Below are 16,143 nucleotides of genomic sequence, written 5' to 3'. Positions count from 1 at the left end.
ATTCTCTCCTCTTTCCGTCGGGAGGGGCCACGAGGCCCGCTCCTTCAGGAAGTGAATGGGGGTAGGAAGTGCCGGATTATTCCGCCGCTTCCTGAGGAGGTGCGAGCTCCGCTTCGGCCTTTTCGGAGCCGTCCTCGATGTCCCGCATGTCGAGTTCGACATTGAGACCGAGCGAACGGATTTCCTTGACCAGAACGTTGAAGCTCTCGGGGATGCCCGCTTCGAACGTGTCGTCGCCGCGCACGATGGCTTCGTAGACCTTGGTACGGCCGGCCACGTCGTCCGACTTGATGGTGAGCATTTCCTGGAGCGTATAGGCCGCGCCATAGGCTTCGAGAGCCCACACTTCCATCTCGCCGAAGCGCTGACCGCCGAACTGGGCCTTGCCGCCCAGCGGCTGCTGGGTGACCAGCGAGTACGGGCCGATCGAACGGGCGTGGATCTTGTTGTCCACGAGGTGATCGAGCTTGAGCATATAGATATACCCAACCGTCACCTGGCGATCGAACTGCTCGCCCGAACGCCCGTCATAGACGGTCGACTGGCCAGAGCCCTTGAGACCCGCGCGTTCCAGCATCTCGACGATATCGGCTTCCTTGGCGCCGTCGAACACCGGGGTCGCGATCGACACGCCCTTGGACAGGTGCTCGCCGAGGCGGACAAGGCCGTCATCGTCGAGATCGGTAACCGTGTCGTCACCCTCGAACAGCTCGCCGATCTCCTTGCGGAGCGGCTTGAGGTCGCCCTTCTGCTGGTAGATGCGGACCATCTCGTCGATCTTCTTGCCCATGCCGGCACAAGCCCAGCCCAGGTGCGTCTCGAGAATCTGGCCCACATTCATGCGCGAAGGCACGCCCAGCGGGTTCAGCACGATATCGACCGACGTACCATCTTCCAGATACGGCATGTCTTCGACGGGCACGATACGCGACACCACGCCCTTGTTGCCGTGACGCCCGGCCATCTTGTCGCCCGGCTGGATCTTGCGCTTGGTGGCGATGAAGACCTTGACCATCTTCATCACGCCCGGCGGAAGTTCGTCACCGCGCTGCAGCTTGTCGACCTTGTCAATGAACCTCTGTTCAAGGAGTCGGCGGCTTTCCTCGTATTGGGCGTGGAGGGCTTCCATCTCGGTCATGACCTTGTCGTCATCGACCGCAAACTGCCACCACTTGGAACGGGGCTGGGCCTCGAACATCTGGTCGTTGAGCTTGGTGCCCACGACATAGCCCTTGGGGCCAGCCGTAGCGGCCTTGCCGAACAGCATTTCCTTGAGGCGGGCATAGACGTTACGGTCCAGGATCGACTGTTCGTCGTCACGGTCCTTGGCGAGACGCTCGATTTCCTCGCGCTCGATGGCCATGGCGCGCTCGTCCTTGTCGATGCCGTGGCGATTGAACACGCGCACTTCAACAACAGTACCGGCATCGCCCGGCGGCACGCGCAGGGAGGTGTCGCGAACGTCCGAAGCCTTCTCGCCGAAGATGGCGCGGAGGAGCTTTTCTTCCGGCGTCATCGGCGATTCACCCTTGGGGGTGATCTTGCCGACCAGGATATCGCCCGGAGCCACTTCGGCGCCGATATGCACGATGCCGGCTTCGTCGAGGTTCTTCAGCGCTTCTTCCGAAACGTTCGGAATATCGCGGGTGATTTCCTCGGGACCGAGCTTGGTATCGCGGGCCATCACTTCATATTCCTCGATATGGATCGAGGTGAAGACGTCCTGCATGGCGATCTTCTCGCTGAGCAGGATGGAGTCTTCGAAGTTGTAGCCATTCCATGGCATGAACGCGACGAGCACGTTGCGGCCGAGAGCCAGGTCGCCCAGCTCGGTCGACGGACCGTCGGCGATGATATCGCCCTGGTTCACATGGTCGCCGACAACGACCAGCGGACGCTGGTTGATGCAGGTCGACTGGTTCGAACGCTGGAACTTCATCAGGTTGTAGATGTCCACGCCCGACTTCGACGCATCGGTTTCTTCCGTTGCGCGAATGACGATACGGGTGGCGTCCACCTGGTCAACGATGCCCTTGCGCTTGGCGACGATGGCGGCGCCGGAGTCACGGGCCACCACGGCTTCCATGCCGGTGCCGACAAACGGGGCATGCGCACGCAGCAGCGGCACGGCCTGCTTCTGCATGTTGGAACCCATCAGCGCGCGGTTGGCGTCGTCGTTCTCGAGGAACGGGATCAGCGAAGCGGCAACCGACACCATCTGCTTGGGCGAAACGTCCATCAGGTCGACGTTTTCCTTGGGCGTCAGGCCGTTGTCGCCGGCATGGCGGGCCACGACCAGATCGTCCTTGAGGGTGCCGTCCTTGTTGAACTGCGCATCGGCCTGGGCGACGTAGTGCTTGGCCTCTTCCATGGCGGAGAGGTAGACCACTTCATTGGTCAGCACGCCGTCCACGATCTTGCGGTACGGGGTCTCGATGAAACCGTACTTGTTGACGCGGGCATAGGTGGCCAGGTTGTTGATCAGACCGATATTGGGGCCTTCCGGCGTCTCGATCGGGCAGATGCGGCCATAATGGGTCGGATGCACGTCGCGGACTTCGAAGCCGGCGCGCTCACGGGTGAGACCACCCGGCCCAAGCGCCGACAGGCGACGCTTGTGGGTGATTTCCGAGAGCGGATTGGTCTGGTCCATGAACTGGCTGAGCTGGCTGGACCCAAAGAACTCGCGCACGGCGGCAGCCGCCGGCTTGGCGTTGATCAGGTCCTGCGGCATGACCGTGTCGATTTCGACCGAGCTCATGCGTTCCTTGATGGCGCGTTCCATGCGGAGCAGGCCAAGCCGATAGGAATTCTCCATCAGCTCGCCCACCGAGCGAACGCGACGGTTGCCGAGATTGTCGATGTCGTCGATCTCGCCGCGGCCATCGCGCAGGTCGACCAGCGTGCGTACGACTTCCACGATATCTTCCTTGCGCAGGGTGCGCATCGTGTCGGGCGCATCGAGCTCGAGGCGCATGTTCATCTTGACGCGGCCGACCGCGCTGAGGTCATAGCGCTCGCTATCGAAGAACAGCGACTGGAACATGGCTTCGGCGGTATCGACGGTCGGCGGCTCGCCGGGGCGCATGACGCGGTAGATGTCGAACAGTGCGTCTTCACGCGACTCGTTCTTGTCCACGGCCAGCGTGTTGCGCAGATAGGCGCCGATGGTGATGTGGTCGATATCGAGGATCGGCAGCTCGTCGAAACCGAGATCGAGCATCTTGGTCAGGGTCTTCTCGTCGATCTCGTCGCCTGCCTCCATGTAGACCTCGCCGGTCTTCATGTTGATCAGGTCCTCGGCGACATACATGCCGTAGAGGTCTTCGTTGACCGCCAGCAGATGCGTCAGGCCGTTTTCAGCCAGCTTCTTGGCCTGGCGGGCCGACAGCTTCTTGCCGCCCTCATGCATGACGTCGCCGGTCTTGGCGTCGATCAGGTCGTGGCTCGGCTTGGCGCCCTTCCACTTCTCGGCGTCATAGGGAACGCGCCAGCCCTTGTCGGTCTTTTCGTACTGCAGGGTGTTGTAATAGGTACGCAGGATTTCCTCGGCATCCATGCCGAGCGCCTTGAGCAGGCTCGTTACCGGAATCTTGCGGCGACGGTCGATACGGGCAAACACCACGTCCTTGGCGTCGAACTCGATATCGAGCCACGAACCGCGGTAGGGAATGATGCGGCCGGCAAACAGCAGCTTGCCCGACGAATGGGTCTTGCCCTTGTCGTGATCGAAGAACACGCCGGGCGACCGGTGCATCTGCGAAACGATGACGCGCTCGGTGCCGTTGACGATGAAGGTGCCGTTCGACGTCATGAAGGGCATGTCGCCCATATAGACGTCCTGCTCCTTGATGTCCTTGACCGAACGGGCGCCGGTTTCCTCGTCCACCTCGAACACGATCAGCCGCAGCGTCACCTTGAGCGGGGCAGCGAAGGTAATGTCGCGCGCACGGCACTCATCGATGTCATACTTGGGCTGCTCGAACTCGTACTTCACGAATTCGAGAGAAGCGGTATTGGAGAAGTCGGTGATCGGGAAGACCGAACGGAAGACGGATTGAAGCCCTTCGTCGGGACGGCCACCCTTGGGCTCGTCCACGAGGAGGAACTGATCATAGGAGGCCTTCTGGACCTCGATCAGATTGGGCAATTCCGTGACTTCGCGAATGGAACCGAAGGACTTGCGAACCTTGCGGCGGCCGTTGAACGTGGTAGCCATGAAAGCTCCTGTTTGTGCGCTTTTTGGCGGTCGCGCTTTCGAACCGAAAAAGTGACGAACACTTTTTCTGAAAGCGCTCCGGTGCGATTTGTCTCGGTGGCAGATATCCAAAGATCCGACCATCAGCCGTCGGGTCTCGGGATATATGCCCTTGATAGGCAGTCGTTTCGGGCTCAGCGACGCCTGGAAACCTTTCCGAGCCAAGAAAAGGACGGCAGAAAACGCCAAACACCCCATGGTCGAAGAACCATAGGGCAACGTGGACGTCAGCGTGCCTCAGACATCGAAATCGTCATATATTCCGCAAATTGGCGCCAGGGACCCATCCAATCGGTCCGGCGAATCATCCCGTGAAAACGAGAATGCGAAATGGCACATAGAGCGCCATTTCGCAGATTTCAAGGCAAAAGTCGAAATTACTTGAATTCGACCTTGGCGCCGGCGTCTTCCAGCTTCTTCTTGATGTCTTCGGCTTCAGCCTTGTTGACACCTTCCTTGACGGCCTTCGGAGCGGCCTCGACCAGGGCCTTGGCTTCGCCGAGACCCAGGCCGGTGATGGCGCGGACTTCCTTGATGACGTTGATCTTGTTCTCGCCGAACGAGGCAAGGATCACGTCGAATTCGGTCTTTTCTTCAGCGGCAGCAGCCGGGGCGCCAGCGCCGCCAGCGGCAGCAACGGCAACCGGAGCGGCGGCGGAAACGCCCCACTTTTCTTCGAGGAGCTTCGACAGTTCGGAAGCTTCCAGAACGGTCAGGGCAGACAGGTCGTCAACGAGTTTGGCGAGATCGGCCATTTGATAAATCTCTCTTTTTCAGGTGTTCAGTTCAAACCGGCCCATAGGGGCCATGGGGTTACGCTGCTTTGTTGCTCTGTTCCGCATGAGCGGCCAACACGCGCGCGATACCACCAGCCGGCGCCACGATGACCGACGCGATACGGGTCGCGGGCTGCTTGAGCATCCCGGCGAGCGTGGCGCGCAGTTCGTTGAGCGACGGCATGGTCGCCAGCGCCTTGACGTTATTCGCGTCAAGAGCGGTCTTGCCCATCACGCCACCAAGAACGACGTATTTCGCGTTCTTGTCAGCAAACTTCGCCGCAATCTTCGGCGCAGTCATGGGGTCTTCCGCATAAGCGATGACGATCGGGCCGCTAAACAGGCCCGAAATGTCGGCGTGGTCGGTGTCTTTCAGAGCAAGCTTGGCAAGACGGTTCTTCGCGACCTTCACATGGCCACCGGCACCCTTCACCTCACGGCGAAGCGATTCCAGATTGGCCACGGTCAGACCGGTGTTCTGCGCGAGGACGATCGACCCAGCGCCCGCGAGGGCTGACTGAAGCGATGCGACAAGCTCACGCTTTTCCGCTCTTTCCACTGCTAGTCTCCACATTGAGCCCGGCGATAGTCGGCCGGGCCATTGCCAATTGCTGCCCCCTACCCTCCACAGAAAGGAGAGGAGCAACGGTTACATGCCTGTCAACCGTGCTGCCCGAGGGCAACTGGCCTGGTTCGAACCGCTCTTCACCTGCCCTCGCGGGCAGGAAAATTTCGGTCTTCACCCCATCTATGCTGGCGTCGGTGGACATTAAGCTGACCCAGATCGATCAGCACCGGCAGTCTCGGACAGGACTTTACCCTCCTTGCGGAAGGCAAACCGGGCGACCGAAGCCGCCCGGAATTTCTTACAGAGCCGAAGCCGGCTCCACATGCACGCCCGGGCCCATGGTGGACGACACGGCGACCTTCTTGACGTAGGTGCCCTTGGCGCCGGCCGGCTTGGACTTCTGCACGGCGTCGGTGAACGCCTTGATATTCTGCAGCAGAGCTTCTTCCGAGAAGGAGACCTTGCCGACGCCGGCATGCAGGATACCCGCCTTTTCGACGCGGTATTCCACGGCGCCGCCTTTGGCAGCCTTGACGGCGCCGGCAACGTCGGGGGTAACCGTGCCGACCTTGGGGTTCGGCATCAGGTTGCGCGGGCCGAGGATTTTACCCAGGCGGCCGACCAGTGGCATCATGTCCGGAGTGGCGATGCAACGATCGAAATCGATCTTGCCGCCCTGGATGGCTTCCATCAGGTCTTCGGCGCCGACGATATCGGCACCAGCCTTGCGGGCCTCGTCAGCCTTGGCATCCTTGGCGAACACCGCCACGCGCACGGTCTTGCCGGTGCCGTTGGGCAGGTTCACCACGCCACGGACCATCTGGTCGGCGTGACGCGGATCGACGCCGAGATTGATGGCGATTTCGATGGTTTCGTCGAACTTGGCCGACGCGCGCGACTTCACCATCTTGATGGCTTCATCGAGCTTGTAGAGCTTGTTGCGGTCAATGCCCTCGCGGGCCTTGGCGATTTTCTTACCGACATGTGCCATCTGATCAGCCCTCGACCTGAATGCCCATGGAACGGGCAGAGCCGGCGATCATCGACACGGCAGCGTCGATATTGTCGGCGTTGAGATCCTTCATCTTCTTGGCGGCGATATCACGGAGCTGGGCAACCGTGATCGTGCCGGCCGATTCCTTGCCCGGCAGCTTGCTGCCCGACTTGAGGTTGACGGCCTTCTTGATGAAGTAGGTGACCGGCGGCTGCTTCATCTCGAAGGTGAAGCTCTTGTCGGCATAGGCGGTGATCACGACCGGAATGGGCGAACCCTTTTCCATTTCCTGCGTGGCGGCGTTGAAGGCCTTGCAGAATTCCATGATGTTCAGGCCGCGCTGGCCGAGAGCCGGCCCGATCGGCGGGGACGGCGTTGCGGAGCCCGCGGGCACCTGCAGCTTTACGTAGCCAACGATTTTCTTTGCCAATTTTGTCTCCTTGGCCACGATCGGCCGGTTAGGCGCCAGCTAGTTAAAGCTGGCTAGACACCGTGGTCTGAGGTGTAGCTGGCGCTGGCAGTGCGCCATCCTCTTCCACAGTCCTTCACCCGGTTCCCCGGATGTTTGGTCAGACCTTTTCGACCTGACCGTATTCGAGCTCGACCGGAGTCGGCCGCCCGAAAATCGAAACTTCCACCTTGAGGCGGGCGCGTTCCTCGTCGACCTCTTCCACCACGCCGTTGAAGCTGGCGAAGGGACCGTCCGACACGCGCACATTCTCGCCCACTTCGAACGAGACGGAAGGCTTGGGATGCTCCACGCCTTCCTGCACCTGCTGCAGGATGGCCTGGGCTTCCTTCTCGGAAATCGGCATCGGCTTGTTGTCCGAGCCGAGGAAGCCGGTAACCTTGGGCGTGTTCTTGATCAGATGGAACGCCTCGTCGGTCATGTCCATCTTCACCAGCACATAGCCCGGGAAGAACTTGCGTTCGGCGTCGACCTTGCGCCCGCGGCGGACTTCCACGACCTTCTCGGTCGGCACGATCACGTCCTCAAACAGGTGCTCGAGCTTCTTCTGCGCAACCTTCTGGCGGATATCCTCCGCCACCTTGCGCTCGAAATTGCTGTAAGCCTGAACGATGTACCAGCGCTTGGCCATAAAGCGTCGCCGCTCCTAGAATATAGTGTTCGTTACCCGCTTATGCGCGGATCGAAAGCATCAGCCCGACAGCCCAGGAAATGACCTGGTCGGCCAGCAGGAAGAACAGGCTCGCCAGAATAACCAGCACGAGGACCATGACCGTCGAGATCAGGACTTCGTTACGGCCCGGCCAGGTGACCTTGGCGGTTTCCTGCCGGACTTGCTGCAGGAACTGGATCGGGTTCGGGCGGGCCATAGGCGAATCTACTCTTTGGGTTTTTGGTGCAAAACCAAAGGCCGCGCAGGAATCCCGCACGGCTGGAATGTGGCTATCTAGAGAAACTCGCCGCCAATTGCAACAGGCCGTCGCCAACAATGATCGAAGCCGCCGGCGACTCGGCCGCCGATCACATTATTAACGATTAGTGAAGAAGGCTCTGAATCCGGCTTGCACGCCCGCCTGCAATGGCATTTGATCCAATTGCGACGGAAAAGCGGCGGCGGGAGGCTGTAGCATGTCTTCTGATAGTTCTAGTTTCGAGGTCACGGGCTGCGAAGTCCGCTATTTCGGACCGCACAAGACCATTTCCGGCCGTGTCACCGGCGTCGTGCGCGTGCTGATCGAAGAACGCTTCATGGGCAACGTGTCGCGCTACCCCCTCGATCTCAAGGTCAAGGCCGATGTCGGCAGCGTCTCGGCCGACGAGGTGCGCACCGCCCTGCTCACCCACGCCGCCCACCAGGTCAACCGCCTCAAGGCCCGCCACGGCGACAAGCTGCCGGTCGCCGCCGAGTAGCCTTTTCGCCGCGCGCCGCGTTTGCTAGCCTCCTCCCCGAGGAGAGCCGCATGAAGATCGTGATCACGGGAGCCGGGGGCAATCTCGGCGGCAAGCTCACCCGCCACCTGCAGGCCGCGCCCTGGTGCTCCGCCATCATAGGTATCGACCCCAAGCCCATGGCCGACAACGGCAAGTTCCGCGCCGTGGCGGGCGACCTGCGCGATCCGCATGACCGGCTCTGGATCGAGCCGGTGGAGCAGGCCGATGCGGTGGTCCATTTCGCCGCGCAGAACGCCCAGCCCGATTCCGGCTGGCAGGAGGCAGCGCAAAGCGTCGACATGACCTTCAACCTGCTCCAGCATGTCGGTCACGCACCCTGCCGCTTCGTCTTCGCCTCCTCCAACCATGTCATGGGCGGCTACAAGGACGATCCCCTGCCGCCAGGCGACACCCTGCGCGCCGCCACCCCACCCAGCCCCGGCACCCGTTTCTTTGACGGCAATGCCTTTCACCGGCCCACCGCCTATGGCAGTTCCAAGCTGCTGAGCGAACGGGCGGTCATGGCGCGCGCCGCCAATTCGCTGCTGACCGGGGTCAATGTCCGCATCGGCTGGGTGCAGCCGGGCGACAACAGGCCCGAAACGGTCAACCCGCATGGTGGCGGCCGCCGCATTGGCCCCGGCGAGGCCGACGCTGCCGAACTGGCCCGCGCCACCGCCTGGTATCGCGGCATGTGGCTGTCCAACCGCGATTTCCTTCAGATCATGGAAAAGGCCCTGACCGCACCATCCGAGCCCTGGCCCCATAACGCCATCGTGGTCAGCGGCGTCAGCAACAATGCCAATACCCCCTGGAACCTCGACGAAGCCCGCCACTGGCTCGGCTATCAGCCCGTCGACAACCTCTGGGCCGAGCTGGGTTGATCGGCGCTCGCTGCGCTGCATCGACCGACGGCAGAACCAGCAATGTCAATGATTGTGCCTGGCAGGGGCTGGGGGACTCGAACCCACGACCCTCGGTTTTGGAGACCGATGCTCTACCAACTGAGCTAAACCCCTTCAGGCGAGGGTGTGTCTAATGGCAATGGGCGCGTTTCGCAAGACCCTTTGGTGCCTTGGGACCAGTCGAAATTCAGCCGATTTGCCCTTTCATCACCGGGTCATTCCCGCGAAAGCGGGAATCTCCTTTTCGCTTACGGCATGGCTGCCTAGCCCCAGAGATGGGGCAGCAGCGGCAGCGCCAGCAGCACATTGCCGGCCAGGCTGGCGAGGAAGCTCAGCGAGCGCCACGGGGTAAGGCCCTTCATGTAGCAATAGGCATGCAGCGCCCGCGCCACGAAATAGATGCCGCCGCCGACCAGCGACAGCCAGCCTTGCTCGCCGAAGACGATGGAGAGAATGGCCAGCGTCAGGAAGATCGGCAGCGTCTCCTGCAGGTTTGCCAGCGCCCGGCGCGAGCGGGCCAGTTCGCGAGTGGGCTCCGGCAGGTCGTCGCGGGGGCCCATCTGGCCCTCGGTTCCCACCTGCGCCGTGAGGTAGCGGCCCGGCAGCCCGACCTGCACCAGCAGCAGGAGGAGCACGAGAAAGACGATCAACAGCATAATGAAAATTCCTTTGTCCACCAGCGGACGTAAACGACGCTTCCTGCGCTAACGCGCGGAGGCGGCAACAGGATCACCATTTACAACAGCCGGGCGCATGGTCGATAAATGCCGTGCGAGTTTTACGGAAGTTTTTCGGCGGCGCCCGATCACCAGGGGTGAAACATCCCGGAAGGATGACGATGCGTCTTTTGCTGGCTCTGGCCATTCTGGCCCTCTCCCCCACAATCGCCTTTGCCCATGCCGGCATCGGCGATACGGCCGGATTCCTGCACGGTTTCGAACACCCGGTCGGCGGCATCGATCATGTGCTGGCCATGGTCGCCGTGGGCGTATTTGCCTTTGTGCTCGGCGGCCGAGCGCTGTGGCTGGTGCCGCTCAGCTTCGTCGGCATGATGGTGGTCGGCTTCGCGCTGGGCATTGCCCGGTTCGACCCGCCCTTCGTCGAACTCGGCATTGCCCTGTCCAGCATCGTCATCGGCGCCGCCGCCGCCCTTGGCCGGCCGATGCCGGTCGCATTGGCCATGGGCCTGGTCGGCATCTTCGCCGTGTTCCATGGCTATGCCCATGGCGCCGAAATGCCGGAAACCGCCGCCGGCCTGACCTACGCACTCGGCTTCGCCGCCGCCACCGCCCTGCTCCACCTCGCCGGCATTGCCGCGGCCCTTGGTGTCGCAAAGCTGGTCAGTCGCCATGGCAAGATCGCCGCTCAACTCGCCGGCGGTGTGTTTGCCCTCGGCGGCCTCGGCGTGCTGGCAGGCTGGCTGTAGGCCGCGCAAGCCAGGCAATGCGTGCGCGCTGTTTTCCACCGCGTGCACGCTATTTTCCACCGCGTCATTCCGCTTTCGCGGGAATGGCCCCAAGCAAATCGGCCAAACGGGCCCAGCCTTATGCCGTGAACCAGTCCGAATGCGCCGCCGCGACCTTGGGCAGCGAGGTCAGTATTTCGCTCAGGTGCTGGCGGATGCCCATCTCGGCGGCATCCGCGTCGCGCCGGCGAATACTGTCGGCAATAACGGCATGTTGCTCGATCAGCGTTTCGAGCGGCGTGGCGTCCGCCAGCGACAGGTAGCGCACCCGGTCCATCTGCGCCTTGAGGTTTTCCAGCAATCGCCAGGCCCGTTCGCAGTCGGCCGCCTGGGCGATGGCCTGGTGGAAGGCTTCGTCGAGCCGCAGGAACTCGGCGAGGTCCCCCGCCCGGTTGGCCAGGCGTTGCCGCTCGATCAGTGCATCGAGAATGCCGTGATGGCTCGAATCGGCCTCCGCCGCCGCCTTGCGCGCCACCGCGACCTCGATGGCCTCGCGGATGAAGCGGGCATTTTCCACCTCGCGCCGGGAAATCATCACCACCGAGGTTCCCCGCTGTGGCCGGATTTCCACCAGCCCCACTTCCGCCAGCTTGATGAAGGCTTCGCGCACCGGTTGGCGCGATACGCCGAACTGGCGTGCCATCTCGGCTTCCGACAGCGGATCGCCCGGCCGCAACTGCAACTGGATGATCGCCTGGCGCATGGCCTCGAACACCTTGTTACCCACGGTAGCGGGCCGCGCGAGCGGACTGATGCTGTCAGACAGTGGCGAAATCATCGTCATATTGACTCCCGTATACTACCATACTACCATTTCTTCATAGCCGTTGCATAGATGCCCGGCTCGTAGCGGCCCCGGCCGCAAGGGAGGAACCACATGAAATTCACACCGCTCGCCGTGGCTTTTGCTGCTGGCCTGATCATCTCTTATGCCGCCCCGGCTCTGTCGGCTGACTATACCCTGAGCGTCAATACCGCGCTTGCCACCTCTGACCCGCTCTACAAGGGCCTCGAAGCCTTCCGCGACAATGTCGCCACGGCATCCAACGGCGCCATCGAAGTCAAGCTGTTCCCCAATTCCCAGCTCGGCCCCGATGAGGACGTGCTGGAACAGGCCCGCGCCGGTGCACCGGTTGCCGTGGTGGTCGATGGCGGACGTCTCGCTGCCTTTGTCAACGAGTTCGGCGTGCTGGGCGCACCCTATCTGGCTTCGGGCTATGACGGCATCCGCAAGGTCGTGGTGTCCGACAAGTTCGAGGAATGGGTGAAGAAGCTGCACGACACGTCGGGCCACCAGGTCCTGTCGTTCAACTGGTGGCAGGGTGAACGTCACCTCTGGACCAAGATGCCGGTCAACACCCCCGCCGATCTCGCCGGCTCGCGCATGCGTACCCCCGGCGCTCCGGTCTGGACCGAAACGGTGTCCGCCATGGGCGCGGTGCCGACCCCGATGCCCTTCGCCGAAGTCTATTCGGCTCTGGAACAGAACGTCATCGACTCGGTGGAAGCCCAGCTTCCCGCCGGCCTCGGCGCCAATCTCCAGGAAGTGACCTCGGTGCTGACCAAGACCGGCCATATCAACCTGATCACCGGCCTCGTCACCTCCGGCCCCTGGTTCGACAGCCTGCCTGCCGAGCTGCAGAAAGTGCTGCGCGACGAAGCGCTCAAGGCGGGCGATATCGCCTCCTACGGCACCCAGGATGCCCTGGCCCAGATCGAGGCCGACCTGGTCGCCGCCGGCATGACCGTCAACGAAATCGACGTCACGCCCTTCAAGGAGGCCACGGCCGGCGTCTACGCCAAGCTCGGCTACGGCGCGCTGCGCGATGAGCTCCAGGCGATTGCCAACGCTCCGTAATGCATCTCCAGCGGGCTCCCACGGGAGCCCGCAACCTCTTACCTATCGGAACGCATCATGCTCAAGCGCTTGGCTCAACTCGAGCTGGCGATCTGCTTCGCCCTGCTCGCCGGCATTACCGGCCTGGTTTTCACCGCCGCGGTTCTGCGGTTTTTCGGTCATCCGCTGATCTGGTCGGTGGACATGGCGCAACTGCTCTTCATCTGGCTGTGCTTCTTCGGTTCCAACAAGGCCATGCGCGAAAAATCGCATCTGGGCATGGAAGTGCTGGTGTCCCGCCTCGGCTACCAGCGCCGCTTCTGGCTCGAAGTCGTCTGCTCGATCGTCATTCTCGCCTTCCTGGCGGTGCTGGCCGTCGAAGGCTGGAAGCTGACCCTGCTCAACCACGAGCGCACATTCGGCGACAGCAGCATCTCCTATTCCTGGGTCACGGTGGCCGTGCCCGTCGGCTGCGTGCTGCTGGGCGCCACACTGGTCTACAACATGGTCCGCGCCTTCCGCGGCCGCCAGCAGGAACTGCTCATCTATAACCGCACGCAGGCCGAGATCGACGCCAGCGCACCCACGCTGGAGCTCTAACCATGGCCTTGATCGGTATCGCCTTCGTTGTTCTGATGATCCTCGGCATGCCCGTCGCCTTTGCGACCGGCATTTCCGGCTTCATCTTCTTCATGACCACCCAGGGCATGCCCATGTCCATCGGCGTGCAGAAGATCGCCTCGATGAGCCAGAGCTTCCCGCTCCTGGCCGTGCCCTTCTTCGTGCTCGCCGGCCACCTGATGAATGAAAGCGGCATCACCGCGCGCCTGCTCAAGGTGGCGCTGATTTCGGTGGGCTGGATGTCGGGCGGGCTGGCACAGGTCGCCATCGTGCTGTCCACCCTCATGGGCGGCGTCTCCGGCTCCGCCGTGGCCGACGCTGCCATGGAAGCCCGCATCCTCGGGCCGACAATGGTGGCCAAGGGCTACGGCAAGGGCTTTTCGGCCGCCGCCATCGCCGTGGGCTCGCTCATCACCGCCACCATCCCGCCCTCCATCGGGCTGATCCTCTACGGCTTTGTCGGCAATGTCTCGATCGGCCGGCTGTTCCTGGCCGGCATCATCCCCGGCGTCCTGATGATGCTGGTGCTGATGCTGACCACCTACATCATCGCCAAGCGCCGCAAATATGTGGTCGCCGACAGCGAGCGCCCCACCTTCAAGGCGTTTGCGGCGGCCTGCTGGGATGCCAAATGGGCCCTGCTCTTTCCGGTGGCGCTGGTGCTGGCCATCCGCGGCGGCCTGTTCACCCCCTCCGAAGTCGGCGCGGCCGCCGTGGTCTACGCGCTGGTAATCGGCTTTTTCGCCCATCGCGAACTGACCCTGGAAAAGGTGTGGCAGAGCTTCGGCCAGGCCACCTCCGACGTCGGCCTCATAATGCTCATCATCCTGATGAGCGGCATGGTGGGCTATGCCACCATCTATATGCAGGTGCCCCAGGAACTGGCCGGCTGGATGCTGGCAGGCATTACCGATCCCAACATGATCGTGCTGGTCATCCTGTTCTTCCTGCTGGTGGCGGGCCTGGCGCTCGATAGTACCGTCATGGTGCTGCTGCTCACGCCCATCTTCGTGCCGATCATCACCCAGATCGGCATGGATCCGGTGCATTTCGGCATCCTGATGATGTCGATCGTCACCCTGGGCGGCATGACCTGGCCCAGCGGCTCGGCCATGTTCGCGGTCTGCTCGCTGATGAATGTGTCGATCGAGGAATATTCCATCGAATCGATCCCCTTCATCACCGCCGTCGTCGCACTGATCGCCGTGCTGCTGTTTGTGCCCGATCTGGTGCTGTGGCTGCCGCGTCTGGCGTTCGGAAGCTGATCTCCCACTGCGGGTCGCGTTCTTCCCGGCGCGACCCGTTTTTTTCTTTCCGGAGTCTACCATGAGACAGACCTGGCGCTGGTTCGGCCCGCAGGATCTCACCAGCATCGACGACATCATCCAGAGCGGCGCCGAAGGCGTGGTCTCGGCGCTGCATCACGTCCCCAATGGCGCGGTCTGGACGCCCGATGAAATCGTCCGCCGCCAGCATCAGGTCGCCACCCGCAAGGATGGCTCACCGTCTGGCCTGGGCTGGGACGTGGTCGAGAGCCTGCCCATCTCCGAGGACATCAAGAAGCAGACCGGCGACTGGCGCGCCCACATCGCCAACTATCGCACCAGCATGGAGCATGTCGCCGCCGCCGGCATCGAGGTGATCTGCTACAATTTCATGCCGGTGCTCGACTGGACCCGCACCGCCTTGCGTTGGCGCCTGCCCCATGGCGGCACCTGCATGCGCTTCGATATCAACGACTTCGCCGCCTTCGACATCCACATCCTGGCCCGCTCGGGCGCCGCTGCCGACTATACCCCCGCCATCGTCGAGGCGGCCGCCGGGCGCTTCGCCCTGCTCGACGACGCCGGCAGGGCCACCCTGGCGCGCAGCGTCACCATGGGCCTGCCCGGCTCGACCGATTCCATGTCGCTCGACGACATGCGCGCCCATCTCGACCAGTATGGTGCCATCTCCGCCGATCGCCTGCGCCGCCATTTCATCGCCTTCCTCGAACAGGTGGTGCCGCTGGCCGAAGACCTCGGCCTGCGTCTCTGCTGCCACCCCGACGATCCGCCGTTCCCCCTGCTCGGCCTGCCCCGCATCATGTCGACCCGTGCCGATTTCCGGACCATCCTCGACGCCGTCGACAGCCCCGCCAATGGCATGACCCTGTGCTCGGGCTCACTCGGCGCCCGCCCCGACAACGACCTGCCGTCGATCATGGCAGAGCTCGGCCATCGCGTGCACTTCCTGCACCTGCGCAACGTCAAGCGCGAGAGCGCTGCCCTCAAGGGCTCGTTCCACGAAGCCGAGCATCTGGAGGGCGATACCGACATGGTGTCGCTGATCGCGGCCATCCTCGCCGAAGAACGCCGCCGCAAGGCCACCGGCCGCGCCGATTGGCAGATTCCCATGCGCCCCGATCACGGCCAGGACATCCTCGACGATCTCGGCCGCACCACCGCCCAGCCCGGCTATCCCACAATCGGCCGCATGAAGGGCCTCGCCGAACTGCGCGGCATCACCCGCACGCTCGATCATGCGGAGGTGCGGTACGGCGCGTAGGCACCCACGCATTTCAATCCTCGCTTAGGACTTGTCAGCCGCTGCCATGCCGGGCTATTGGCTAGCGCGTCGGTCACCGACCTTGCGGGTATAGCTCAGTGGTAGAGCAGCAGCCTTCCAAGCTGAATATGCGGGTTCGATTCCCGCTACCCGCTCCAAAACCCCCAATCGCTGGCCATTTTGTCCCGCAGGGAACGCGGTTTCACCCGCCCATTCACCACAACCGCGCTGCCTCGCCGGTTTTTTGCTGGGCTTTGCCGAAGGGGTGTTGA

At 62.7% G+C, this 16,143-nt stretch carries 16 protein-coding genes and 2 tRNA genes; 8 read left to right on the top strand and 10 right to left on the bottom strand.

Translation table 11 applies throughout. The features are described 5' to 3' along the window. Positions 1-76: 76 nt before the first annotated feature. From rpoB to secE, 7 genes are all read right to left on the bottom strand, one after another. The gene (gene rpoB / locus ASD04_RS00840; RefSeq protein ID WP_056251201.1) at positions 77-4,219 is read right to left on the bottom strand and encodes a DNA-directed RNA polymerase subunit beta; all 4,143 of its coding nucleotides are present in this window, start codon (positions 4,217-4,219) and stop codon (positions 77-79) included. 416 nt (positions 4,220-4,635) lie between these two features. Further along, positions 4,636-5,013 carry a 50S ribosomal protein L7/L12 gene (rplL, locus tag ASD04_RS00835; RefSeq protein ID WP_056251199.1) on the bottom strand — a complete coding sequence of 126 codons (378 nt, stop codon included), beginning with the start codon at positions 5,011-5,013 and terminating at the stop codon, positions 4,636-4,638. 58 nt (positions 5,014-5,071) lie between these two features. After that, positions 5,072-5,593 carry a 50S ribosomal protein L10 gene (gene rplJ, locus ASD04_RS00830; protein ID WP_056251195.1) on the bottom strand — a complete coding sequence of 174 codons (522 nt, stop codon included), beginning with the start codon at positions 5,591-5,593 and terminating at the stop codon, positions 5,072-5,074. A gap of 307 nt (positions 5,594-5,900) precedes the next feature. Next, positions 5,901-6,593 (bottom strand): 50S ribosomal protein L1, encoded by a 693-nt coding sequence (gene rplA / locus ASD04_RS00825; protein ID WP_056251194.1) that lies wholly within the window; start codon positions 6,591-6,593, stop codon positions 5,901-5,903. Between the two features lie 4 nt (positions 6,594-6,597). Further along, the gene (gene rplK, locus ASD04_RS00820; RefSeq protein ID WP_056232601.1) at positions 6,598-7,026 is read right to left on the bottom strand and encodes a 50S ribosomal protein L11; all 429 of its coding nucleotides are present in this window, start codon (positions 7,024-7,026) and stop codon (positions 6,598-6,600) included. Between the two features lie 139 nt (positions 7,027-7,165). Continuing rightward, positions 7,166-7,696, bottom strand: coding sequence for a transcription termination/antitermination protein NusG (nusG, locus tag ASD04_RS00815; protein WP_056251191.1), 531 nt, complete (start codon positions 7,694-7,696; stop codon positions 7,166-7,168). Between the two features lie 40 nt (positions 7,697-7,736). Then, on the bottom strand, positions 7,737-7,934 hold the full coding sequence (secE, locus tag ASD04_RS00810) for a preprotein translocase subunit SecE (RefSeq protein ID WP_056232597.1): 198 nt from the start codon (positions 7,932-7,934) through the stop codon (positions 7,737-7,739). A gap of 259 nt (positions 7,935-8,193) precedes the next feature. Here secE and ASD04_RS00805 point away from each other — a divergent pair, with 259 nt between their 5' ends. Then, positions 8,194-8,475: a hypothetical protein gene (locus tag ASD04_RS00805; RefSeq protein WP_056251188.1), complete on the top strand. Its 282-nt coding sequence runs from the start codon at positions 8,194-8,196 to the stop codon at positions 8,473-8,475. 50 nt (positions 8,476-8,525) lie between these two features. After that, positions 8,526-9,380: an NAD(P)-dependent oxidoreductase gene (locus tag ASD04_RS00800; RefSeq protein WP_056251184.1), complete on the top strand. Its 855-nt coding sequence runs from the start codon at positions 8,526-8,528 to the stop codon at positions 9,378-9,380. Positions 9,381-9,439: 59 nt separating this feature from the next. Here the strand turns inward: ASD04_RS00800 and ASD04_RS00795 are convergent. Both ASD04_RS00795 and ASD04_RS00790 read right to left on the bottom strand, forming a co-directional pair. Next, positions 9,440-9,515, bottom strand: a tRNA-Trp gene (locus ASD04_RS00795). Between the two features lie 149 nt (positions 9,516-9,664). Continuing rightward, positions 9,665-10,057 (bottom strand): MAPEG family protein, encoded by a 393-nt coding sequence (locus ASD04_RS00790; protein WP_056251182.1) that lies wholly within the window; start codon positions 10,055-10,057, stop codon positions 9,665-9,667. A gap of 182 nt (positions 10,058-10,239) precedes the next feature. Between ASD04_RS00790 and ASD04_RS00785 the strand changes: the two genes are divergently transcribed. Further along, on the top strand, positions 10,240-10,827 hold the full coding sequence (locus ASD04_RS00785; RefSeq protein WP_156461085.1) for a HupE/UreJ family protein: 588 nt from the start codon (positions 10,240-10,242) through the stop codon (positions 10,825-10,827). A gap of 118 nt (positions 10,828-10,945) precedes the next feature. Here the strand turns inward: ASD04_RS00785 and ASD04_RS00780 are convergent, their stop codons facing one another. Continuing rightward, positions 10,946-11,650, bottom strand: a complete 705-nt coding sequence (locus ASD04_RS00780; RefSeq protein ID WP_056251175.1) for a GntR family transcriptional regulator — start codon at positions 11,648-11,650, stop codon at positions 10,946-10,948. Between the two features lie 93 nt (positions 11,651-11,743). On the opposite strand from ASD04_RS00780, the gene ASD04_RS00775 reads away from it, so the two are divergent. The 5 genes from ASD04_RS00775 (at position 11,744) to ASD04_RS00755 (ending at position 16,029) form a co-directional block, all read left to right on the top strand. Next, complete coding sequence (locus ASD04_RS00775) at positions 11,744-12,724, top strand: C4-dicarboxylate TRAP transporter substrate-binding protein (protein WP_056251172.1); 981 nt, start codon at positions 11,744-11,746, stop codon at positions 12,722-12,724. A gap of 57 nt (positions 12,725-12,781) precedes the next feature. Then, on the top strand, positions 12,782-13,303 hold the full coding sequence (locus ASD04_RS00770; protein WP_056251170.1) for a TRAP transporter small permease: 522 nt from the start codon (positions 12,782-12,784) through the stop codon (positions 13,301-13,303). 2 nt (positions 13,304-13,305) lie between these two features. Beyond that, positions 13,306-14,589, top strand: coding sequence for a TRAP transporter large permease (locus ASD04_RS00765; RefSeq protein WP_056251168.1), 1,284 nt, complete (start codon positions 13,306-13,308; stop codon positions 14,587-14,589). A 61-nt stretch (positions 14,590-14,650) separates the two neighbouring features. Next, entirely contained in the window at positions 14,651-15,871 is a 1,221-nt protein-coding gene (uxuA, locus tag ASD04_RS00760) for a mannonate dehydratase (RefSeq protein ID WP_056251165.1), read from the top strand. 84 nt (positions 15,872-15,955) lie between these two features. Then, positions 15,956-16,029 (top strand) — tRNA-Gly (locus ASD04_RS00755). Positions 16,030-16,143: the final 114 nt, after the last annotated feature.

Source organism: Devosia sp. Root436 (genome assembly GCF_001426345.1).
Lineage (GTDB): Bacteria > Pseudomonadota > Alphaproteobacteria > Rhizobiales > Devosiaceae > Devosia.
The sequence above is the reverse complement of the archived record's forward strand: the minus strand, read 5'-3'. Positions and strand labels throughout refer to the sequence as shown.